The organism is Xanthomonas sp. 3075 (genome assembly GCF_014197275.1).
In the GTDB taxonomy this organism is placed as follows: Bacteria; Pseudomonadota; Gammaproteobacteria; order Xanthomonadales; family Xanthomonadaceae; genus Xanthomonas; species Xanthomonas campestris_B.
Window position 1 is genome coordinate 60,904 of sequence record NZ_JACIFI010000016.1, and the last position, 20,465, is coordinate 81,368.

Genomic DNA, 20,465 nt, shown 5'->3' on the forward strand with positions numbered 1-20,465 from the left:
AGAACCGGCTTTTCCGATTCCCGATTCCCTACTCCCGATTCCCAGCCGTCAAACGAAAAACCCCGCCGAAGCGGGGCTCTCCGTGTCGTTCGTCACCGCGCTGGCGCGGCTACGAACTGGCCTGCATGGAACGGGCGATTACGCCTCGGCAACCACGCTGACGGTGCGACGCTTCTTCGCACCCTTGACCGAGAACTCGACCTTGCCGTTGACCAACGCGAACAGCGTGTGGTCGCGGCCGAGGCCGACGCCGGCGCCCGGATGGAACTGGGTGCCGCGCTGACGCACGATGATGTTGCCGGCGTCGATGGCCTGGCCACCGAAGATCTTCACGCCGAGGTATTTCGGGTTGGAATCGCGACCGTTGCGCGAGGAACCTACGCCCTTTTTATGTGCCATGACTGGTTCTCCTTACTTCTTATCGCCACCGGCAATGCCGGTGATCTCGATTTCGGTGTAGTACTGACGGTGTCCCTGACGCTTCATGTGGTGCTTGCGGCGACGGAACTTGATGATGCGCACCTTGTCGGCGCGGCCATGGGCCACGACCTTGGCGGTGACCGAGGCGCCCTTCAGCGCATCGCCCAGCTTGATGCCGTCGCTATCGCCCAGCATCAGGACGGTGTCGAACTTGATCTCGTTGCCGGCTTCGACTTCGAGCTTTTCCACGCGGAGCGTTTCGCCCTGCGCGACGCGGTATTGCTTACCGCCGGTTACCAGAACTGCGTACATGACCAGGTTTTCCTCTGTAGTTATTATGGTCGCCTGTCTTACCCATGGGGCAAACAGGAGCGGGATTGTACTGGCCTAGCCGGTTTCGGGTCAAGTCGCAAGCAGCTGCGCGCAGCCCGCGTCGCGTCGAGCCGGTGGAACGCATCATCCGGTCGCCACAACGGCCCCGGCAGACTGGCATTTGAGGCAATTGCCCTCACCTAGGTCGGCGGGTAGGCTGATCGATTGCCTCTCATTCCTGCTGAGCACGCTCGCACCACCGCCGGTTCGCCGGCCCGACATCGGATCCCCCATGGCGATGGATTTCATCCGCATCCGCGGCGCGCGGACGCACAACCTCAAGAACATCGATCTCGACCTGCCTCGCGACAAATTGATCGTGATCACCGGCCTGTCCGGCTCGGGCAAGTCGTCGTTGGCGTTCGACACCATCTATGCGGAGGGCCAGCGCCGCTACGTCGAGTCGCTGTCGGCGTATGCGCGCCAGTTCCTCAGCGTGATGGAAAAGCCGGACCTGGACCATATCGAAGGGTTGTCGCCGGCGATTTCGATCGAGCAGAAATCCACCTCGCACAACCCGCGCTCCACCGTGGGCACGATCACCGAGATCTACGACTACCTGCGCCTGTTGTACGCGCGGGTCGGCCAGCCGCGCTGCCCGGACCACGGGTTCCCGCTGGAAGCGCAGACGGTCAGCCAGATGGTCGATCACATGCTCACGCTGGACGCCGAGCAGCGCTACATGCTCTTGGCGCCTGTGATCCGCGACCGCAAGGGCGAGCATGCGCAGGTGTTCGAACAACTGCGCGCGCAGGGTTTCGTGCGCGTGCGCGTGGACGGCGAGTTGTACGAGATCGATGCGGTGCCGCCATTGGCGCTGCGCCAGAAGCACACCATCGAAGCGGTGATCGACCGCTTCCGTCCGCGCGAAGACATCAAGCAGCGGCTGGCGGAAAGTTTCGAGACCGCGCTCAAGCTCGGCGAAGGCATGGTCGCGGTGCAGTCGCTGGACGACCCGGCCGCCGCGCCACATCTATTCTCGTCCAAGTACAGCTGCCCGGTCTGCGATTACTCGCTGCCGGAGCTGGAACCGCGGCTGTTTTCGTTCAATGCGCCGGTCGGTGCCTGCCCGAGTTGCGATGGCCTGGGCGTGGCCGAATTCTTTGATCCGGATCGCGTCGTGGTGCATCCGGAGCTGTCGCTGTCGGCCGGCGCGGTGCGCGGCTGGGATCGGCGCAATGCCTATTATTTCCAGCTGATCGCCTCACTGGCAAAGCACTACAAGTTCGACGTGGATGCGGTGTGGAATTCGTTGCCGGCCAAGGTGCGCCAGGCGGTGCTGTTCGGCAGCGGCGATGAGGTGATCAGCTTCACCTACTTCACCGATGCCGGCGGGCGCACCACCCGCAAGCATCGCTTCGAGGGCATCCTGCCGAACCTGGAACGCCGTTACCGCGAAACCGAGTCGCCGGCGGTGCGCGAAGAGCTGACCAAGTACGTCAGCCAGCAGCCCTGCCCTGCCTGTAACGGCACCCGCCTGAATCGCGCCGCACGCAATGTCTTCGTGGCCGATCGCCCGTTGCCCGAACTGGTGGTGTTGCCGGTCAACGAGGCGCTGGCGTTTTTCCGCGGGCTGTCGCTGCCCGGTTGGCGCGGCGAGATCGCCGGCAAGATCGTCAAGGAGATCGCCGAGCGGCTGGGCTTCCTGGTCGATGTGGGCCTGGATTACCTGACCCTGGAACGCAAGGCCGACACCTTGTCCGGCGGCGAGGCGCAGCGCATCCGCCTGGCCAGCCAGATCGGCGCCGGACTGGTCGGGGTGATGTACGTGCTGGACGAACCGTCGATCGGCCTGCACCAACGCGACAACGAACGCCTGCTCGGCACGCTGACGCGGCTGCGCGACCTTGGCAATACGGTGATCGTGGTCGAACACGACGAAGACGCGATCCGCCTGGCCGACCACGTGCTGGATATCGGCCCCGGCGCCGGCGTGCATGGCGGCGAAATCTGCGCCCAGGGCACGCTGCAGGACATCCTGGATGCGCCGCGTTCGCTGACCGGCCAATACCTGTCGGGCAAGCGCCGTATCGAGATCCCCAAGCAGCGCCACAAGCCCAACCCGAAGATGATGCTGCATCTGCGCGGAGCGACCGGCAACAACCTCAAGAACGTCGACCTGGACATTCCAGCCGGCCTGCTGACCTGCATCACCGGCGTGTCCGGCTCGGGCAAGTCAACGCTGATCAACGACACGCTGTTTTCGCTGGCCGCCAACGAAATCAATGGCGCCTCGCATCCGGTGGCCGCGCATCGCGAGGTCGAGAATCTCGACCTGTTCGACAAGGTGGTGGACATCGACCAATCGCCGATCGGGCGCACCCCGCGCTCCAACCCGGCGACCTACACCGGCATGTTCACGCCGTTGCGCGAGCTGTACGCGCAGGTGCCGGAGTCGCGCGCACGCGGCTATTCGCCGGGACGCTTCAGCTTCAACGTGCGTGGCGGCCGCTGCGAGGCCTGCCAGGGCGATGGCATGATCAAGGTGGAGATGCACTTCCTGCCCGACGTCTACGTGCCGTGCGATGTGTGCCACGGCAAGCGCTACAACCGCGAAACGCTGGAGATCCGCTACAAGGGTTACAACATCAGCGACGTGCTGGAAATGACCGTCGAAGATGCGCTGCAGCTGTTCGAGCCGGTACCGAGCATCGCGCGCAAGCTGGAGACTCTGATCGATGTCGGCCTGAGCTATATCAAGCTGGGCCAGAGCGCGACCACGTTGTCCGGCGGCGAGGCGCAGCGCGTCAAGCTGTCCAAGGAATTGTCGCGTCGCGATACCGGACGCACCCTGTACATCCTCGACGAACCGACCACCGGCCTGCACTTCCACGACATCGAGGCGCTGCTCGGCGTGCTGCACAAGTTGCGCGACGAGGGCAATACGGTGGTGGTGATCGAACACAATCTGGACGTCATCAAGACCGCCGACTGGATCGTCGACCTGGGCCCGGAAGGCGGTCATCGCGGCGGCACCATCCTGGTCTCCGGCACGCCGGAAGACGTGGCTGCGCACAAGGCGTCCTACACCGGTCAGTTCCTGGCCAAGATGCTGCCGTCGGTGAAGGCACGCGAGACCCGCCCGGCGGCGATGGCCAACAAGCCCGATGCGCGCCCGCCGCGCAAGGTCAAACCGGAGAAGGTGGCCAAGGTCGCCAAGTCCGCCACCAAGAAAACCGCAAAGAAGAAGGCGAGCTGATGAGCGAAGAGCAAAAGATCCTGGCACGTATTCCGATCAGCGTGCGCTGGCGCGACATGGACAGCATGGGTCACGTCAACAACGCCAAATACATTTCGTACCTGGAAGAAGCGCGCGTGCGCTGGATGCTGGGCGTGCAAGGCGTGGCGATGACCGACCGTATCGCGCCGGTCGTCGCCGCCACCAACGTCAACTACAAACGCCCGCTGGTGTGGCCCAACGACATCACGGTGGAGTTGTTCGTCGAGCGCCTGGGCAGCAGCAGCATCACCATCGGCCACCGCATCGTCGACCAGAAGGACGACAGCGTGCTGTATTCGGACGGCAACGTGGTGGTGGTGTGGATCGATACGCAGACCGGCAAGAGCGCGTCGCTGCCGGATGCGGTGCGCACGGCCAGCAGCTGACTGCCCGGACCCGAGCACTGGGTTTCTCAGCGTTCGGTGGCGACGGCGGCTCTGGTAGGAGCCGCCGTTTTTGTGTTCGGCGATAGGGTGATCGTCACTGCGTAATGCGGTTGGCCCGCATTGTCGGCGCAGGAAGAACCCGATGACGCGGCAACGGTTGGTGCCGCCTCAGGCTGTTGCCTGATCGATCGGCAGCGTTGCTGAGCTGCTGCACGTGTCGATCGGCATCAGCATGCACGTTGGCTTCGACGACACTGCCGCCTGCATGCTGCAATGTCGCGTGTCACTCCGCGCAGCGCTCGATCAGGAGCCCGGCGCGCGCGTGCGCGCCTGCAACGTGGCCTCGATCTTGCGGCCATCCTGCAAGGTGAAGGTCACCGGCACCTGTGCGCCTTCCTGTAGCGGCCCGGTCGCGTCCATCAGCATCAGATGCACACCGCCGGGCGCCAGCGTGACCGACTTCCCGGCCGGCAATGCCAGCGCGGGCACCGCTCGCATGCGGCTGACCCCATCGGCCTGCGTGGTCTGGTGGATGGACACATCGGCAAACACGCGGCTCTTGGCTGCGGTCACCGTCACCGGTTGCGCGCAGCCGTTGTGGAATTGCCCGAACCCCGCCGCCATGCCCATGCCGCCAGGCGGCGGAAGGCGGATCCAGCCGTCCTTGAACGCGGGCAGACACTGCGCGCCGACGCCCGCACTTGCCACCGCCAACAACGCACCGAACAGCACGCGTCCACGCATACGCCGCCTGCTATGACTGCCGTCTATCATGATCCGATCTCCAGGAGCCCCGAATGAGCATCCAGATCTTAGACCATGGCCGTCTTCGCGAAATCCGGCTGGCGCGCCCGCCGGTCAATGCGCTGGACACTGCGCTATGCCAGGCACTGAGCGTTGCGGTGCAGCAGGCCGGCGATGAAGTCGATGGCATCGTGCTGTCGGGCAGCGAGCGCATTTTTTCCGGTGGCATGGACGTACCGCATCTGCTGTCGCACGGCACCGACCGCGCCGCGTTGCTGGCCAGCTGGACGGCCTTCTTCGAGGCCGCGCAAGCGCTGGCCAACAGCCGCGTGCCGGTGGTGGCCGCCATCGGCGGACATGCGCCGGCCGGCGGCTGCGTGCTGGCGCTGTGCTGCGACTACCGGGTGATGGCGCGCAGCGCCGACACCGCCAAACCGTATGCGATCGGCCTGAACGAAGTGCAGGTCGGCCTGGCCGCGCCGGAAGGCATCCAGCGGCTGCTGCGCCGCGTGGTCGGGGCGCACCGTGCCGAGCGCCTGCTGATCTCCGGCCAGTTGCTGCCCGCCGAACAGGCGGTCACGATCGGCCTGGTCGATGAGTTGGTCGATGGCGATCTGGTCACCGCCCGCGCAGTGGCCTGGCTGCAGGACCTGCAGCAGCTGCCGCGCCAACCGATGCTGACCACGCGCGCGATCGCCCGCGCCGATCTGCGCGCGGCACTGGCGCCGGAGTTGATCCAGCTGGAGCGTTTCATCGACGGTTGGTACGCGGCGGATGCCCAGGCTGCCTTGCACGGCCTGGTCGCGCGCCTGCAAAAGAGCTGAACCCGCTCGGGCACGGCGCGCACAGGGCGGCCGCTATAATCGTGCTCCATCGCACGCTCAGGCCCGCCCCTTGTCCGTCCCTGCCGAACCCGTCACATCCGAATTGATCAGCCTGCTGTCGCTGGAACGCCTGGAGGACAACCTCTTTCGCGGCCAGAGCCGCGATATCGGCACCAAATACGTGTTCGGTGGACAGGTGCTGGGCCAGGCGTTGTCGGCGGCGCAGGCCACGGTGGAGAACGGCCGTCAGGCGCACTCGCTGCATGCGTATTTCCTGCGCGCCGGCAATATCGACCACCCGATCGTCTACGAGGTCGATCGCACCCGCGATGGCGGCAGTTTTTCGGTGCGCCGGGTCACCGCGATCCAGCACGGCAAGGTGATCTTTTTCTGCGCGGCCTCGTTCCAGGAAAGCGAGGACGGCGCCGAGCACCAGTCGGTGATGCCGGTGGTGCCGCCACCCGAAGACATCGAACCCACCCCGCCACTGGCACAGGAGGTGCTGGAGAAGCTGCCGGCCAAGGTCCAGCGCTGGCTGTCGCGCGGCGGGCCGTTCGAATTTCGCCACGTGTTTCCACGCGACGAACTCCGGCCGCCCAAACGCCCACCGTTCCAGCAGATGTGGCTGCGCCTGAGCGACTCGATCGGCGACGACCTCGGCCTGCACCGTGCCTTGCTCGCCTACGCCTCGGATTTCCAGCTGCTGGGCACCTCCACCTTTCCGCACGGCATCAGCTACTACACGCCGAATGTGCAGATGGCCTCGCTCGACCATGCGCTGTGGTTTCACCGCCCGTTCCGCGCCGACGACTGGCTGCTGTATTCGCTCGACAGCCCGACCGCGCAAGGCGCGCGCGGGCTGGCACGTGGGCAGTTCTTCACCCGCGATGGCGTGCTGGTCGCCAGCACCACACAGGAAGGCTTGATCCGTGTCGTGCCCGACGGTAGCGCGGTCGCCGTGCCGGCCAAGGAATAGGCGTGTCGATTTCTTCATGGCACTCGCCGCGCCCAGGCGTGGCGACCGGTGCATCAACGCTCTGGCATGGATCGACGTCCCCGCCAACTTCTCTTTCCACCTCGAACACGCGCATTTGCTGCGCGATCCGTTCGGGAGCCAACGGCACACCCTGAATCATGCGCAAGATCTTCAGCAGTCAACGTATCGAAACCGCCGAAGGCGTGGCCAATCTGCTGCGCGAGGCCGGTATCGACGTGCGCATGAGCAATGGCCGCTCCTATGAAAGCAAGCGCACCGGCCAGTTCAGCTATCTCGAACAAGGCAATGCGCAGGCCTATCCCACGGTGTGGATCGTGCACGCCGACGACCAGCCGCGCGCACGCGAGCTGCTGCGCGACGCCCGCCTGCTCGATACCACCCGCCGCGATCTGCCGAATGTGGAATACACCTTCCGCGAAGGCGAGAACGGATCGAGCTCAAGCGCGCGCAGCTGGGCCTGGCGCATCCGGCTGGTGCTGCTGTTGGTGATCGGCGCAGTGGCCATGTTCGTGGTCATGCGCCATCGCAGCGCACCTGATGCGGCGCCGCAGGTACAGCCGGCATCGCAACCGACAGCTCCTGCAGATACACAACCGCCTGCAGCAGAGGATGAGGAAATGCGCGTGCGGATCCAGCCGGCGCGCTGAGGACCACTGGCGACCGCATCATATCGGTCACATCCAGCGCCACCATGCGTCATGCTGGGAACAGGACATGGATTGCGCCGATGCACACCGACACGCTGGACCTGATGTTGCAACGCGAATTACCCAACGCCGCAGCCGGCTGCCAGCAGGCGTACGGTCGCATTGTGCGCGCCAGCCAGAATACGGTGACCGCCATCGCACTGGCGATCACCCGCGATATCGCCGCCAGCGAAGACATCGCCCAGGAAGCGTTCCTGCGTGCCTGGCAGCGGCTGGCGCAATTGCATCAGCCGGCCAGCTTCCTGCCGTGGCTGCGGCAGATCACCCGCAACCTGGCGCGCGACTGGCTACGCGCCAACCGGCATCGTGCGCTCAGCGGCGAAGCGGCCGAGCTTGCGATGGCGATGGCCGCCGACCCGGCCCCCTCGCCTGCCGACCATCTGCTGCAGGTGGAAGAAGAGATCGCCGCGCTCGACATCATTTCTGCACTGCCGGAAGAGAGCCGCGAGACGCTGCTGCTGTATTACCGCGAAGGCCAGAGTTCGCAGCAGGTCGCCTCACTGCTCGGCCTCAGCGACGCCGCCGTGCGCAAACGCCTGTCGCGGGCACGTGCCAGCGTGCGTCACGAGTTGCTGTGCCGGTTCGGCGAGTTCGCGCGCAGCAGCGCGCCCAGCGTCGCCTTCGCGACTGCGGTGACCTCGGCAACGATGCTGGCAGCGCCAGGAACCGCAAGTGCAGCCATCGTATTGGGCGGCATCGGTGGCGCGGGCAAGCTGGGCATGGGCGGCTTGACCGGCTCTGCCGTTGGCGGTGGCGGCGCGGCCGGTGCGCTGAGCGTCTGGTTCGGCATGCCGGCGCTGTTTGCTGCAGGCAGCGTGCTGGTTGCAGCACTGGGAACCTACTGGTCGGGCTGGTATCTGCTGCGCTTTGCCGAGACGGCTCGCGAAACCGCAGGTATCCGCCGCTTCATGCTCACAAGCACGCTGACGTCGGTGATCGTGTGCGGCAGCACGTTGCTGCTGAATCGACTCAGCACCGAACCCTGGTCGGACTTGCTGGTGCTGTGCGCAGGCATGGTCGTGATCAACTATCAAACGCTCCGCGTGCTGCCCCGGGTGATGCGCCCCATGCTGGAACGTGATGCACAACGGCGCGGCACCACGCAGGCACCAGTGCTTTACCGCTGTATGTTCAGTCCAGGCGCAATGCTCGTGAGCACGCTGGCGGTCCTGCTGCCAATCCTGCATCACTCCATCAAGGCGGGGATGCTATGACGCACTTGAAAGCCACGATCAGCCTGCGCAGCGGTCGAGCGAGACAGGCAGCGATCCAGAATCCTCGCATGGCGCTTGCAACCGGCATGCACCATGCCCTTCACAGACGCGCAACGGCGCTCTATGTGCTGTTCGCCGCGTTTGTTGATGCGATCTCGGTCATCGCGTGAGACACATGGATCAGCGAACCGCGGCGATCTTGAACGGCACGGCCCTGTAACAGCGTGGCTGAACCGCACTTTTTGACTGTATCCCAATGAATTTCATTGCCACTACTTCTCTGCGAGTATTCCAGCGGCTGTGCGACTGCAGCCGTGCAGTTTCGGCATACGGCGCTTTAAAAAGACCAGGAGAGCAATGCAGTGAAAAAGATCGTGACCGCAGGCCTGATGCTGCTGAGCAGCGCTGGCGCGTACGCGGAAGGACTGACAACCTCGCCCGACGGCCAGACGCTGGCCGTGAGCTTTGGAGAACCCACCGTCAAACAGGTGCTCCACTATCGCAAGATGTACGAGAAGAAGCCGTTTCCCGATGCGGAGATTTATTACTACGCCAACGGCATGTACAAGATCATTTCGCAGGGCGAGAACCACTATGGCGTCTACGTCCTGCAAGGCAGTTTCGACGACGAGACCTGCACGGTGAAGTTCATCTCACTCCCCTCTCCAGACTGGGGCAACAAAACCGCTTTCCACCAGCTGACCTTCATCCGCGGCAGCAAGGAAAACGTCTTCATTCAAAACGCCGTCGTCGAAACGGGTGAAGCCATTGCACAGCAGAACGGAACCTACACGCAGGAAAAGAACACGCTCGCCAATCCTGTCCCCAAGCAGTGGCACAGCAAATGACAACCTGCGCTGGCGTCGCACGGTGATGTCGAGCGCCCGAATCGGCACTGTTGTTGTCGCCGGAGAGTATTCCAACGCCGCCGGAACCTGACGGCAGGCCGTGATGCTGCACCGGCCGGAACACACTGGCACATCGCGCTATCGCTACCCGGCGAGCTGCCATTACGGCATGAGCTCGCCTTTTCCAGCAACGGGTGAGGTAATCGCAGCGCATGGCAGCGCCATGCAAAAAGCCTCCCTTGCGGGAGGCCATGGGTCGATCGGCGCCTTGTTGCATCATCCGTGTGACTGAGATCCTTACCGCTACCGTTGACGCGGCACGTGTTCAGCCACGTGCCGCGTCAACACCTGCTCAGTTGCCCGCAGCAGGCTTGGCCGGCATCGCACGCTTGCCGTGTTCGCCATGCTCGCCCTGTCCCCAGCGGCCATGCTCGCCGCGTTGCTTGGATGCCGCATCGAACTCGGCCTTGCTCAACTTGCCGTCCTTGTCGGTGTCGGCCTTGGCAAACCACGCATCGCGATGCTGTTGCATGCGTAGCTCACGGTCGGCACGATCGACGAAGCCGTCCTTGTTGAGGTCCATTGCATCGAAACGTGCAGCGAACTTGGGGTCGGTCTTGGCTTCTTCGCGGCTGATGCGGCCGTCCTTGTTGGTGTCGAGCTTGCTCATCCATTCGCCACGTCCGCCACGCCCCATGCCACGGTGATGCGGGCGCTCATCGCGCGAGAGCTTGCCGTCCTTGTTGGCGTCCAGCGTGTCGAACTGCGCGGCAAGTTTCGGATCGGCCGCGGCTTCGCTGCGATCGATCATGCCATCGCCGTTGGTGTCGAGCTTGGCAGGACGCGGCGCATCGCCGGCGGCCGGCGGGGTGGCGGCGAACGCCGAGCCGGTGGACAGGGCGGCTAACACAGCAAGTGCGAGAAAGGGTTTGCGGGACATGAGAAACTCCTGGGATGTGAAAACCACACGCGGCACCTGCATGGGCCGCATCGCGTGGGTGGCGCACCCGGATTCACCGTACGCTGCCACCAACACCCACATCAACGAGCCATCGACGCGCCCGTTGACCTGCCAGCCCGGCGTATTCATCCGGCGGACAGTCGCCGCTGTTGCGACGCCCAGGCGTTATCCTGAAACCATGGCCATTCACGCCGACACCCACGATGACCTGCGCCTGTTCCAGACCGGCGAGCATGCCTGTGGTTACTGGTCCGACCGCCAGGCGCGCGACTTGGTACTGGACCCGCACGACCCGCGCTTGGGCGCGATCTATCCGCAGGCATTGGCATGGGGATTTCGCCGCTCCGGCGACCTGGTCTACCGGCCGCATTGCGAAACGTGCCGCGCCTGCGTACCGGTACGCATTGCCGTAGACGCGTTCCGGCCCGATCGCAGTCAACGCCGTTGTCTCGCGCGCAATGAAGAGCTGGTGGTGCGTGTGGCTGCCGCCGAGCGCACCGACGAACAACTCGCGCTGTATCGGCGCTACCTCAAGCACCGGCACCCCGGTGGCGGTATGGACGAGCACGGCGCCACCGAGTTCGACCAGTTCCTGATCGGCGGCTGGTCGCACGGGCGCTTCCTGGAAATCCGCGAACCGGCGGTGGCGCATGCACCGGGGCGGCTGCTCGCCGTTGCCGTCACCGATGTCACCGAGCATGCGTTGTCGGCGGTGTACACGTTCTACGCGCCGGAGGCTGCAGCGCGCAGCCTGGGAACGTTTGCGATCCTTCAGCAGATCCAATGGGCACGCCGCGAGCGCCGTGCGCATGTGTACCTGGGCTACTGGATCGAAGGCCATGCCAAGATGAATTACAAGCGTCGTTTCAGCGCACTGGAAGCCTACGACGGCCGCCAGTGGCGCGGGTTACCCGCCACCGCATCGGCACCGTGAATCGCAGCGCGCGACATCGGGCTGTCGCATCGGGCATGCGAGAATCGCGCGATGATCAGACCTCTTCTTTTGCTCGCGCTGACCGCGCTCTGCGCCGCCTGCACCCATCGCACGCCTGCATCGGCTGCCACCTCCGATAGCGCCACTGGCGAACCCGTGGCGACACAGCTACGCATCGCCACCTACAACACCTCGCTGTACTCCGACGAGGCAGGCGGCCTGGTGCGCGAGCTGCAGGGCGACAGCGCGCATGCACGCAAGATCGCCGCCGTGCTGCAGCGGGTGCGCCCGGACCTGGTGTTGCTCAACGAATTCGATTTCGACCCGGACCACCGCGCTGCCGATCTGTTCCAGCAGCGCTACCTGCAGGTCGCCCAGCCGGGCGGCGGCGAACCGTTGCGTTATCCGTATCGCTATCTGGCACCGGTCAATACCGGCGTGCCGAGCGGCCTGGACCTGGACAGCAACGGCACCGTCGGTGGCGATGGCCGCTCGCGTGGCAACGATGCCTGGGGCTATGGGCTGCACCCCGGCCAGTACGGCATGCTGGTGCTGTCGCGGTATCCGATCGATGCGCAGGGCGTACGCAGTTTTCAATTACTGAAATGGAGCGCGCTGCCGGGTGCGCTGCGGCCGCTGGATCCGGGGACCGGGCGTGCGTTTTACAGCGACGCGATCTGGTCGCAGCTGCGTCTGTCGTCCAAATCGCATTGGGACGTGCCGGTACGCACGCCGCTCGGGGTCGTGCATGCGCTGGTGTCGCACCCGACGCCGCCGGTGTTCGATGGCGCGGAAAAACGCAACGCCGCACGCAACCACGACGAGCTCGCGCTATGGCGTGCGTACCTGGACAACGCGGCCGACAGCAAACGCTGGCTGTGCGATGACAAGGGAATCTGCGGCGGTCTGGCGGCCGATGCGCACTTCGTGATCCTGGGCGATCTGAACAACGATCCGATCGATGGCGCAGGCCGCCACGAAGCGATCCGCGCATTGATCCATCATCCGCGCGTGCTGCACTACCCCACCCCGCGCAGCGAAGGCGGCCCGCAAAAGACCGCCGAATACGCCGCGCAAGGCATCGTGCACACGGGCGACCCGCACCAGGTCACCGGCGATTTCGGCCCGCAAGCCGGCACCATGCGGCTGGACTACGTGCTGCCATCGCACCAGTTCACGCTAATCGGCAGCGGCATCTTCTGGCCGGCCAGCACCGCCCCGGAAGCGGCGATTGCCGATGGCAGCGACCATCATGCGGTGTGGGTGGATATAGCTGTTAAGTAAGCGGGCAGCAGTCAGTTATCGCAGGAAGGATATATGGTGACCCGTCGACGATGGGTCACTGTTCCCGCTGCCTGATAGCAAGAAGGGGGTGGATTGATGATTTACCGCCTGATAACCAGCAGCAACAACGCTTTTTTCAACTGATATAGATGCCGGGGCCTATTGATAAGGGACAGGGAGAGCCGGACTAGTCCGGCTTCATCCCGTGGGTTTACACTCCGATGCAGCCCCAGTAATGCAAGGAAATCCGGATGAAACCAAAGCTGAAGGATCTGCGTTTCATCTTCCGAGGCTTATGGCTGTCGATCGTCATCGCCCCGATGCTGTCTGCCTGTAGCGCAAGCGCGCCAGCACCTACCGATAAGAAAGACCTCTTTCTTAGCCAACCCTTCCGGGTTGATGGTGCTGACGAACATGTGCGCTTCGAGTTTGAGGCAACGCCCAACAACATAAATCTTACCCAATCATACATTGTAGGATTAACACTGAGTCGCGAAGGTCAATTCGACCCAGTCACCAGATTAAATCACGGTGAACCTCCATTGCGTTATGCGCTCAAGGTTGATGCATGCAAGTGGACGGGAGACAAGTGCCTCAAAATAAAAACAGAGGACGCCTTTCAAGAATACATGAGGGAGGAACCAAGCAGGGGAAAATTCTTTGAATGGAGAAAAGGAAAAGATGATATTAAATATATCGACATTGGTGCTCACACTTCAGAATTAAGCGAATGGGTGGTCTGCAGACTACCCCTGGAAAACTACGGCCGTTATCGCATTGATATTTCAGCGCAGCCAGGCAACCCAGAGTTGAAAGACCCTACCGCACAAATTTCGATCCAGAAGAGATGGACATCCTCCAAGTAATCTCAATATCTCGCATGGAGCAAAAGATGGATAAGCAGAACCACACTGTAACAATTGTTATCGCGGCACCCGGCACTCCGTTATATAAGGACGGAAAGCAGCAAATAGTGGATGGCGAACCGGCCAGCTCTGCGCCGGGGCACATGTTTTTTATAATTGATGACGGCAGAGGAAAACCAACTAGTTACGGATTCGCCCCTATCAACCACGGCGAGATGAACGGGCCAGGAAAAATATATAACTCGGACTCCAAGGAGTATCATAATCCGACCTATTCAAGAACAATCGAAATAAGCAAGGAGCAATACGAAAAACTGCAAACATTCGGTGAAGAGCCGGAAAAGCTAGGCTTCGACAAAGAGTACAAGGATGTGCGCAACAACTGTGTCGACTTTACCTGGGCCGCACTCAATCATGCCGGTCTGCATCGCAACAAGAGCATCGATGTAAATGGCTTGCTTGGCCCCGCTGGAGTCGGGCAACTGCTTCCTGACGTTCGCATCCCTTTACCGCTCGAAGGCCAGGGGAAAGATGCTTACCGCCCCTTACGCAATATCCATGGCGTGGAAAGCATTGAAGCACCGTTTCCAGAAAGCCCCCTGAACAAGGAAGTTCGGCATCCGCTTCCCGCAGACAGATCGATCCAGCAACATATTTTGAGTGATGAGCGGCAACCGCCCTCACTGCGTAATCCCGATCATCCCGGGCACCCGCTGTTTGCACAAGCGCAGTCCCATGTGCAAGCCATGGATCAAGCAAACAACCGACAATCGGACGTACGCAGTGACAACCTGGCTGGTTGCCTGGCGGTGCAATCCTGCAAAATGGGCATGGACCGCATCGACGACGTGCGTCTAAGCGAGGACGCCTCACGTGCGTTTGCGGTACAGAACAATCCCAACTCACTGGGACCGCACGACCAGTTGCGTGCCCATGTGGATACTGTCGCTGCACTCAATACACCGCTGGAGCAGAGCAGTCAGAGCTGGGTCCAGGCTGCGGCGGAACGCGCGCACGGCGAACAGCAAAGGCAGATACAGCAAGAGCAGAGCCAACCACACTCTGCAAGGGCTTTGACCTGAAACTTGCAGTTCCGCTTATACATGCCCTTGCGTCCGACGCCTTCGATGGAGCAGACGGATGCCTATCAGACCACTGTCTGACCGTGGTCTGGTCTCACCCGCAACGGATGTAATGCGGGTGTAGCCACCATGGTTCACTAAGCAATGTTTCGTGATTACTGCACGTTAGCCGCATGCCAATCTCGCCATCTGCAAGCAAGGCAGTCTTGAAAATCGCGGGCAACGGTCAGGCCGATGCCCACAAAACCCCCGCAAGAACTACGTTATTTAGTCGCGAAGCTGAATCGTCAGCGCCGCAGCCGCCACACGCGCTTTCTCGCGTGCCGCATCGATACTCTCTGCACGCGCCAGGGTGACACCGACACGGCGGTGGCCGTCCACGCGCGGTTTGCCGAACAAGCGCAGCGCGGTGTCCGGGTCGCGCAATGCAGCGGCAACGTTGTCGAATACCGGGACGCCATTGCCGTGCGCGAGCAGCGCGCAGGACGCCGACGGGCCGCTCTGACGGATCACGCCGCCGTTTTCAGCACCGACTGGCAAGCCGAGGATGGCGCGTGCGTGCAGCGCGAATTCGCTCAGTTCCTGCGACACCAGCGTCACCAGGCCGGTGTCGTGCGGGCGCGGCGACACTTCGCTGAACCACACCTCGTCGCCCTTGACGAACAACTCCACCCCAAACAAACCCCAGCCGCCCAGATCGTCGGTGATGGCTTTCGCAATCTCCTGCGAGCGTTGCAAGGCGGCGGTCGACATCAGCTGCGGCTGCCAGCTTTCGCGGTAGTCACCGTCCTGCTGCCAATGGCCGATCGGGTCGCAGTACGAGGTGCCGCCGGCATGCCGCACGGTCAGCAGGGTGATCTCGTAATCGAAATCAATGAAGCCCTCGACGATGCAGCGGCCAGCGCCGGCGCGTCCGCCAGTTTGTGCGTAGTCCCAGGCCGCGTCGATGTCGGCTTCGCTGCGCAACGTGCTCTGGCCCTTGCCCGAGGACGACATCACCGGCTTGACCACGCAGGGCAGGCCCACCGCAGCGATCGCCTCGCGATACTGGGCGGCGGTATCGACGAAGCGATACGGTGACGTCGGCAGGCCCAGGGTTTCGGCAGCCAGGCGGCGGATGCCTTCGCGGTCCATGGTCAGGCGTGCGGCGCGCGCGGTGGGAATCACGCGCTGGCCCTGATCGCGCTCCAGCGCCACCAGGGTTTCGGTATGGATGGCTTCGATCTCCGGCACGATCAGGTGCGGCTGCTCGGCGGCGATCAGCGCGCGCAGCGCGGCAGGATCGAGCATGTCCAGCACGTGCGAGCGTTGCGCCACCTGCATCGCGGGTGCGTTGGCGTAGCGATCGGCAGCGATCACCTCCACCCCGAAGCGCTGCAATTCGATCGCCACTTCCTTGCCCAGTTCGCCCGAGCCCAGCAGCAATACACGGGTGGCGGAAGGCGATAACGGCGTACCGAGGGTGGTCATGGGCGCGGTCCAGATCGAAGGGGGACGTCATTCTAGCGGTCCGTCACTCAGACCGCCGGCCGCGGCCCTTGCGCCACCTGATATCACTTTGATATCTTTTTCAAACTCTCCAAGGATATCCGCACGATGAAAGAGAAGCCGATCCGTTCACTGCCGGGCATCCCCGTCGTCGTTGTCGCCGGCGCAGCGTTCGCTGCCGCCACCTGGATGCTGCTGACGGGCAACGCCATGCCCGCAGCGCTGATCGTCACCATCGTGATCGGTGCGGTCGGCATCTTTTTCCTGGCCGGCCTGTACACCCTGGAACCCAACCAGGCCGCCGTGCTCAGCCTGTTCGGCAAGTACATCGGCACGGCCCGGGACTCCGGCCTGCGCTGGAACAGCCCCTTCTACGCCAAGCGCCGAGTCAGTCAGCGGGTGCGCAACTTCGAGAGCGGACGACTCAAGGTCAACGAGCTCGATGGCAGCCCGATCGAGATCGCTGCGGTGATCGTCTGGCAGGTGCTGGATGCTTCGGAGGCCGTCTACAACGTCGACGACTATGAGAGCTTCGTGCACATCCAGTCCGAAGCGGCGCTGCGCGCGATGGCCACCAGCTATCCCTACGACCAGCACGAAGATGGGCAAATCTCGCTGCGCAGCCACCCGGCCGAAATCAGCGAACAGCTCAAGCGGCATCTGGACGAGCGCCTGACCCAGGCCGGCGTGGACGTCATCGAAGCGCGTATCAGCCACCTCGCCTACGCACCGGAAATCGCCCAGGCCATGCTGCAGCGCCAGCAGGCCAACGCAGTGATCGCCGCACGCACGCGGATCGTCGCCGGTGCGGTGGGCATGGTCGAAATGGCGCTGGCCGAGCTGCAGAAGAACGGCGTGGTGCAACTGGACGAAGAGCGCAAGGCACACATGGTCAGCAACCTGCTTACCGTGCTGTGTTCTGATCGCGGCACCCAGCCGGTGGTCAACGCCGGCTCGCTGTATTGAGGTGATGCAATGAATGTCATGGTGCCGCTGGTGGTCGCTCTTTCCGGCTTGCCCGCGTTGGCGATCGCCGCCTCCATCGGGGCGGACGACGACGACCGTGCGCGCGGGCTGGGCCTGCGCTGGGCCTTGATCAGCCTGGTGATCCTGATCGGCGCCGCCTGCCTGTACTGGGCCGGCGATAGCCGCGCCGGTATCTACGCGGTGGTGATCGGCATGCTCGTCGGCGTCAACGTATTGATCGTTTCGATGGTCATGCACCTGCGCCGCCACAGCGGCCGCGGTGAGCGCGAGTGAGCGAAAAAAAGGCCTACCCGCTGCGCATCAACGCCGATGTGCTGGCTGCCATGCAGCGCTGGTCCGACGACGAGTTGCGTAGCCTCAACGCGCAGATCGAATACGTGTTGCGCGATGCGCTGCGCAAGGCCGGCCGGCTGCCGAAGCCGCACGACGACAAGGAACCGCAGGCATGAGCAGGCACTGCAACCGGCGAAGCGTCGCCACAGCGCTGCCATGTCTCAAAGCCTTCAACGGCGATGACAGTCAGCTCGCGGCGGCCACACCAAACACCCCCGGCATGCGCGTTATCAGGCACCCACACGTATCGCCAGGTGCCGCAGCGCCACTGCCCACCAAGGAAGCCCGATGACGACGCGATCCGGCCAACGCCCCGGCAACGCTGCACAGCACACGGTACGCACCGGGCACCGCCCGCACCGGCGCGATTACGCCGTCGCTGCGGTCGCGCCCTGGGGGCTCGCGCTGTGGCTGTGGCTCCCGTTGCTGGCTGTCGCGTGCGTGCTCGTCGTGGTGCATGCGGACAATGTCCGCAACGGGCATCCTGCCGCCCTGTACGCCCACCTGGCACTGCTGCTGGCAATCGCAGTGAGCTGCACCGTCGCGCATGCGCGCCGCGGTATCCGGCTGCAGGACGAGCACTTGATCGTGCGCTCGACACTGTTCACCAAGCAGGTGCCTGTCGACCAGATGCGGCTGGACATGGCGCGCGTGGTCGATCTGGCCGAGCACACAGCCTTCAAGCCAGGGCGAAAGTCTTTGGGCTTTGGCTACCCGGGCTTTCATTCCGGGTACTACCGCAGCAGACAGGCAGGCCCGGGGTTCTATCTGATCACCCAGTCAGCCCGCGTGCTGATCCTCCCACTCAAGAGCGGCAGCCTGCTCGTGCTCAGTCCCGAACAGCCGCGCCAGCTGCTGCAGGATCTACAGCAACTGGCCGCGCAACGCGCTTAGCCCTAACCTGTCGCGATGCGCACAACGCCGTCCCTGCTACTCAACACCACCGCCATCGAACTGGTGCCAGCCGCCCTCCTGCGTGCCCGCAGCAATGCCGACGCCCGCGTGCTGGCGCAGGCCGACTGGCTGCTAAGGCGCAAGCGTGATGGACGCTATCTGGCCGCGCAGCTGCCGCACGGGCTGATGCCGCTGGTGCCGCGACTGGCGCGCGAGCCAGGCCTGGACGAGGCACTGGACCGGCTGCAGAACGCCACTGCGCGATTTCACCAAGGCGACGAGGGCGTTCTTGCGGTCGACGGCTTGCAGCATCGCCTCACACAGCTCGGGCTTGTTGCCGATGACTATGTAGAACGCACCGGACTGCACCTAATCGCCGAACCGGCAACGCTGCAGTTCGCCGGGCGCGATCGCTTCGGCCGGCCGCTCTGGCTCAGCGCAGGCGCCGCGCGTGCCTGGCGGCAGATGCATGCGGCCGCGCTGCGCGCGGAGATCGTGCTCGATGCGATCTCCGGCTATCGCAGCCACGATTACCAACTGGGCATCTTCGAACGCAAGTTCTCACGCGGGCTGAGCCTGACGCAGATCCTGGCAGTGAACGCGGCGCCCGGCTTCAGCGAACACCACAGCGGCGATGCGCTGGATATCGGCACTCCGGGCGAACCACCGGCCGAAGAATCGTTCGAGGTCACCACTGCGTTTGCCTGGCTGTGCAGTCACGCGGGCCAGTTCGGCTACTGCCTGAGTTATCCACGCGACAATCCGCATGGCATCGTCTACGAACCTTGGCATTGGCGGTGGCACGCGGCCTGATGCGTGCGGCAACCAAGCGCGGATCGATGCGCGCGCCTATTCCTGCGAGCGCGGAGTCGGTACTTTGGTCGCGACGCTGAAGTCGGCGATCTTCCATAGATAGAACGCGGCGTAGGTGCGATACGGGCCCCAACGCTCGCCACGTGCGGCCAGTTCCTTCGGCGTCGGCATCTGTTCCTGCTTGTCCACGCGCTGGGCGCCCTTGCGCACGCCCAGGTCGTCGATGGGCAGCAGATCCGGGCGCCCCAGGCGAAACATCAGCATCATTTCCACCGTCCAGCGGCCGATGCCGCGCACCGGCACCAGCGCCTGGACGATCGCCTCTTCGTCCATGAAGGCCAGCCTGCGCAACGAGGGAATCTCACCCTCCTGCTCGCGCCGCGCCAGATCACGCAAGGCCAGCGCCTTGTTGCCTGACACGCCGCATGCACGCAATGCCGCATCGTCGACACGAGCGAGTGTCTCTGCATGCAAGCGCTGCGCACCGATGGCCACTTCCACCCGCGCCACGATCGTCGACGCGGCCTTGCCGCTCAGTTGCTGAAACAGGATTGCGCGCGCCAGCGCGTCCACCGGGTCGAACGGCTTGCGCCAGCCCGGTTGTGCGGCGATCGGGCCAATGCGCGTCATCCACGCACCCAGCGCGCGGTCACGCCGGGCCAGGGACGTAAACGCTGCCTCCACATCGAAACCGCGTGCATGGTGCGGCATGCTCAGCGCCGCAACGCGCCAAGCGCCAGCACCAACCAGCCCAGCATCAGGCTGATGCCGCCGATCGGCGCCAGGCCGGTCGACCAGTGCAACAACGCGCCGCCCACCAGACTGCCGGCAAACAGCAAGGTGCCGAGCAACAGCAGATACAGGCCGACCCGCCCGAACGCACGCGTTTCGGTCGCGCCAAGCGCCGTCAGTACGGCGCCATGGCCGAAGGCGTAGAACGACGCCAACTGCAGCCGCGATTGCACCAGCGCATCGGTTACGCCATGCGACGCATAGGCCGACACCCCCACGGCGGCGGCGGCCAGCAATGCACCGCAAAACGCCAGCAACGAGGGATGTTTCTTACGACGTTCAGGCAGAGACATGAAAGC

Annotated in this window: 23 protein-coding genes; 16 read left to right on the forward strand and 7 right to left on the reverse strand. The window is 63.8% G+C overall.

Annotated elements, in window-relative coordinates; genetic code table 11:
* Positions 1-138 precede the first annotated feature (138 nt).
* Together rpmA and rplU are read right to left on the reverse strand one after the other, a co-directional pair.
* Positions 139-399, reverse strand: a complete 261-nt coding sequence (rpmA, locus tag GGR62_RS15360) for a 50S ribosomal protein L27 (RefSeq protein ID WP_002807880.1) — start codon at positions 397-399, stop codon at positions 139-141.
* 12 nt (positions 400-411) lie between these two features.
* Positions 412-732, reverse strand: coding sequence for a 50S ribosomal protein L21 (gene rplU, locus GGR62_RS15365; RefSeq protein ID WP_016901712.1), 321 nt, complete (start codon positions 730-732; stop codon positions 412-414).
* Positions 733-1,024: 292 nt separating this feature from the next.
* Here rplU and uvrA point away from each other — a divergent pair, with 292 nt between their 5' ends.
* Positions 1,025-3,991 (forward strand): excinuclease ABC subunit UvrA, encoded by a 2,967-nt coding sequence (gene uvrA, locus GGR62_RS15370; RefSeq protein ID WP_184408722.1) that lies wholly within the window; start codon positions 1,025-1,027, stop codon positions 3,989-3,991.
* Positions 3,991-4,398: a thioesterase family protein gene (locus GGR62_RS15375; protein ID WP_184408723.1), complete on the forward strand. Its 408-nt coding sequence runs from the start codon at positions 3,991-3,993 to the stop codon at positions 4,396-4,398. The genes uvrA and GGR62_RS15375 overlap by 1 nt, the downstream gene beginning before the upstream one ends.
* 303 nt (positions 4,399-4,701) lie before the next feature.
* On the opposite strand, the gene GGR62_RS15380 is transcribed toward GGR62_RS15375, so the two are convergent.
* On the reverse strand, positions 4,702-5,130 hold the full coding sequence (locus GGR62_RS15380; RefSeq protein WP_184408763.1) for a copper chaperone PCu(A)C: 429 nt from the start codon (positions 5,128-5,130) through the stop codon (positions 4,702-4,704).
* A 65-nt stretch (positions 5,131-5,195) separates the two neighbouring features.
* Here GGR62_RS15380 and GGR62_RS15385 point away from each other — a divergent pair, with 65 nt between their 5' ends.
* The 5 genes from GGR62_RS15385 (at position 5,196) to GGR62_RS15405 (ending at position 9,732) form a co-directional block, all read left to right on the forward strand.
* Positions 5,196-5,966: an enoyl-CoA hydratase/isomerase family protein gene (locus GGR62_RS15385; protein ID WP_184408724.1), complete on the forward strand. Its 771-nt coding sequence runs from the start codon at positions 5,196-5,198 to the stop codon at positions 5,964-5,966.
* 70 nt (positions 5,967-6,036) lie between these two features.
* On the forward strand, positions 6,037-6,942 hold the full coding sequence (gene tesB / locus GGR62_RS15390; RefSeq protein ID WP_184408725.1) for an acyl-CoA thioesterase II: 906 nt from the start codon (positions 6,037-6,039) through the stop codon (positions 6,940-6,942).
* A 158-nt stretch (positions 6,943-7,100) separates the two neighbouring features.
* Complete coding sequence (locus GGR62_RS15395) at positions 7,101-7,610, forward strand: DUF2007 domain-containing protein (RefSeq protein ID WP_184408726.1); 510 nt, start codon at positions 7,101-7,103, stop codon at positions 7,608-7,610.
* Positions 7,611-7,690: 80 nt separating this feature from the next.
* Positions 7,691-8,884 (forward strand): sigma-70 family RNA polymerase sigma factor, encoded by a 1,194-nt coding sequence (locus GGR62_RS15400; RefSeq protein WP_184408727.1) that lies wholly within the window; start codon positions 7,691-7,693, stop codon positions 8,882-8,884.
* A 389-nt stretch (positions 8,885-9,273) separates the two neighbouring features.
* Positions 9,274-9,732 (forward strand): hypothetical protein, encoded by a 459-nt coding sequence (locus GGR62_RS15405; RefSeq protein WP_184408764.1) that lies wholly within the window; start codon positions 9,274-9,276, stop codon positions 9,730-9,732.
* A gap of 352 nt (positions 9,733-10,084) precedes the next feature.
* Here GGR62_RS15405 and GGR62_RS15410 read toward each other — a convergent pair whose 3' ends face one another.
* Positions 10,085-10,822 (reverse strand): EF-hand domain-containing protein, encoded by a 738-nt coding sequence (locus GGR62_RS15410; protein ID WP_184408728.1) that lies wholly within the window; start codon positions 10,820-10,822, stop codon positions 10,085-10,087.
* Between GGR62_RS15410 and GGR62_RS15415 the strand changes: the two genes are divergently transcribed.
* The 4 genes from GGR62_RS15415 (at position 10,713) to GGR62_RS21300 (ending at position 14,859) form a co-directional block, all read left to right on the forward strand.
* On the forward strand, positions 10,713-11,627 hold the full coding sequence (locus tag GGR62_RS15415; RefSeq protein ID WP_184408730.1) for an arginyltransferase: 915 nt from the start codon (positions 10,713-10,715) through the stop codon (positions 11,625-11,627). The two genes, GGR62_RS15410 and GGR62_RS15415, sit on opposite strands and share 110 nt — an antisense overlap.
* A 51-nt stretch (positions 11,628-11,678) precedes the next feature.
* Positions 11,679-12,911 (forward strand): endonuclease/exonuclease/phosphatase family protein, encoded by a 1,233-nt coding sequence (locus tag GGR62_RS15420; RefSeq protein WP_260306142.1) that lies wholly within the window; start codon positions 11,679-11,681, stop codon positions 12,909-12,911.
* 251 nt (positions 12,912-13,162) lie between these two features.
* Complete coding sequence (locus GGR62_RS15425; protein ID WP_260306145.1) at positions 13,163-13,777, forward strand: hypothetical protein; 615 nt, start codon at positions 13,163-13,165, stop codon at positions 13,775-13,777.
* Positions 13,778-13,803: 26 nt separating this feature from the next.
* Positions 13,804-14,859, forward strand: coding sequence for an XVIPCD domain-containing protein (locus GGR62_RS21300; protein WP_260306146.1), 1,056 nt, complete (start codon positions 13,804-13,806; stop codon positions 14,857-14,859).
* A 267-nt stretch (positions 14,860-15,126) separates the two neighbouring features.
* Here the strand turns inward: GGR62_RS21300 and purT are convergent, their stop codons facing one another.
* Positions 15,127-16,329 (reverse strand): formate-dependent phosphoribosylglycinamide formyltransferase, encoded by a 1,203-nt coding sequence (purT, locus tag GGR62_RS15435; RefSeq protein ID WP_184408731.1) that lies wholly within the window; start codon positions 16,327-16,329, stop codon positions 15,127-15,129.
* 126 nt (positions 16,330-16,455) lie between these two features.
* On the opposite strand from purT, the gene GGR62_RS15440 reads away from it, so the two are divergent.
* The 5 genes from GGR62_RS15440 to GGR62_RS15460 all read left to right on the forward strand — a co-directional run bounded on the left by GGR62_RS15440 (position 16,456) and on the right by GGR62_RS15460 (position 19,374).
* Complete coding sequence (locus GGR62_RS15440) at positions 16,456-17,313, forward strand: SPFH domain-containing protein (protein WP_184408732.1); 858 nt, start codon at positions 16,456-16,458, stop codon at positions 17,311-17,313.
* A gap of 9 nt (positions 17,314-17,322) precedes the next feature.
* Complete coding sequence (locus GGR62_RS15445; RefSeq protein WP_184408733.1) at positions 17,323-17,607, forward strand: hypothetical protein; 285 nt, start codon at positions 17,323-17,325, stop codon at positions 17,605-17,607.
* The gene (locus GGR62_RS15450) at positions 17,604-17,783 is read left to right on the forward strand and encodes an Arc family DNA binding domain-containing protein (protein ID WP_184408734.1); all 180 of its coding nucleotides are present in this window, start codon (positions 17,604-17,606) and stop codon (positions 17,781-17,783) included. The genes GGR62_RS15445 and GGR62_RS15450 overlap by 4 nt, the downstream gene beginning before the upstream one ends.
* A 307-nt stretch (positions 17,784-18,090) precedes the next feature.
* Positions 18,091-18,561 (forward strand): PH domain-containing protein, encoded by a 471-nt coding sequence (locus tag GGR62_RS15455; RefSeq protein WP_260306150.1) that lies wholly within the window; start codon positions 18,091-18,093, stop codon positions 18,559-18,561.
* A gap of 15 nt (positions 18,562-18,576) precedes the next feature.
* Entirely contained in the window at positions 18,577-19,374 is a 798-nt protein-coding gene (locus tag GGR62_RS15460) for a M15 family metallopeptidase (protein WP_184408736.1), read from the forward strand.
* Positions 19,375-19,410: 36 nt separating this feature from the next.
* On the opposite strand, the gene GGR62_RS15465 is transcribed toward GGR62_RS15460, so the two are convergent.
* Entirely contained in the window at positions 19,411-20,085 is a 675-nt protein-coding gene (locus tag GGR62_RS15465) for a DNA-3-methyladenine glycosylase (RefSeq protein WP_184408737.1), read from the reverse strand.
* Positions 20,086-20,087: 2 nt separating this feature from the next.
* Positions 20,088-20,459: a DUF423 domain-containing protein gene (locus GGR62_RS15470; protein WP_184408738.1), complete on the reverse strand. Its 372-nt coding sequence runs from the start codon at positions 20,457-20,459 to the stop codon at positions 20,088-20,090.
* Positions 20,460-20,465 lie beyond the last annotated feature (6 nt).

Coding starts and splice junctions, on each gene's coding strand:
- rpmA (WP_002807880.1), bottom strand. CDS start 399: ATGGCACATAAAAAGGGCGTAGGTTCCTCGCGCAACGGTCGCGATTCC.
- rplU (WP_016901712.1), bottom strand. CDS start 732: ATGTACGCAGTTCTGGTAACCGGCGGTAAGCAATACCGCGTCGCGCAG.
- uvrA (WP_184408722.1), top strand. CDS start 1,025: ATGGCGATGGATTTCATCCGCATCCGCGGCGCGCGGACGCACAACCTC.
- GGR62_RS15375 (WP_184408723.1), top strand. CDS start 3,991: ATGAGCGAAGAGCAAAAGATCCTGGCACGTATTCCGATCAGCGTGCGC.
- GGR62_RS15385 (WP_184408724.1), top strand. CDS start 5,196: ATGAGCATCCAGATCTTAGACCATGGCCGTCTTCGCGAAATCCGGCTG.
- GGR62_RS15395 (WP_184408726.1), top strand. CDS start 7,101: ATGCGCAAGATCTTCAGCAGTCAACGTATCGAAACCGCCGAAGGCGTG.
- GGR62_RS15400 (WP_184408727.1), top strand. CDS start 7,691: ATGCACACCGACACGCTGGACCTGATGTTGCAACGCGAATTACCCAAC.
- GGR62_RS15405 (WP_184408764.1), top strand. CDS start 9,274: ATGCTGCTGAGCAGCGCTGGCGCGTACGCGGAAGGACTGACAACCTCG.
- GGR62_RS15415 (WP_184408730.1), top strand. CDS start 10,713: ATGGGCCGCATCGCGTGGGTGGCGCACCCGGATTCACCGTACGCTGCC.
- GGR62_RS15410 (WP_184408728.1), bottom strand. CDS start 10,822: ATGAATACGCCGGGCTGGCAGGTCAACGGGCGCGTCGATGGCTCGTTG.
- GGR62_RS15420 (WP_260306142.1), top strand. CDS start 11,679: ATGATCAGACCTCTTCTTTTGCTCGCGCTGACCGCGCTCTGCGCCGCC.
- GGR62_RS15425 (WP_260306145.1), top strand. CDS start 13,163: ATGAAACCAAAGCTGAAGGATCTGCGTTTCATCTTCCGAGGCTTATGG.
- GGR62_RS21300 (WP_260306146.1), top strand. CDS start 13,804: ATGGATAAGCAGAACCACACTGTAACAATTGTTATCGCGGCACCCGGC.
- purT (WP_184408731.1), bottom strand. CDS start 16,329: ATGACCACCCTCGGTACGCCGTTATCGCCTTCCGCCACCCGTGTATTG.
- GGR62_RS15440 (WP_184408732.1), top strand. CDS start 16,456: ATGAAAGAGAAGCCGATCCGTTCACTGCCGGGCATCCCCGTCGTCGTT.
- GGR62_RS15445 (WP_184408733.1), top strand. CDS start 17,323: ATGAATGTCATGGTGCCGCTGGTGGTCGCTCTTTCCGGCTTGCCCGCG.
- GGR62_RS15460 (WP_184408736.1), top strand. CDS start 18,577: ATGCGCACAACGCCGTCCCTGCTACTCAACACCACCGCCATCGAACTG.
- GGR62_RS15465 (WP_184408737.1), bottom strand. CDS start 20,085: ATGCCGCACCATGCACGCGGTTTCGATGTGGAGGCAGCGTTTACGTCC.
- GGR62_RS15470 (WP_184408738.1), bottom strand. CDS start 20,459: ATGTCTCTGCCTGAACGTCGTAAGAAACATCCCTCGTTGCTGGCGTTT.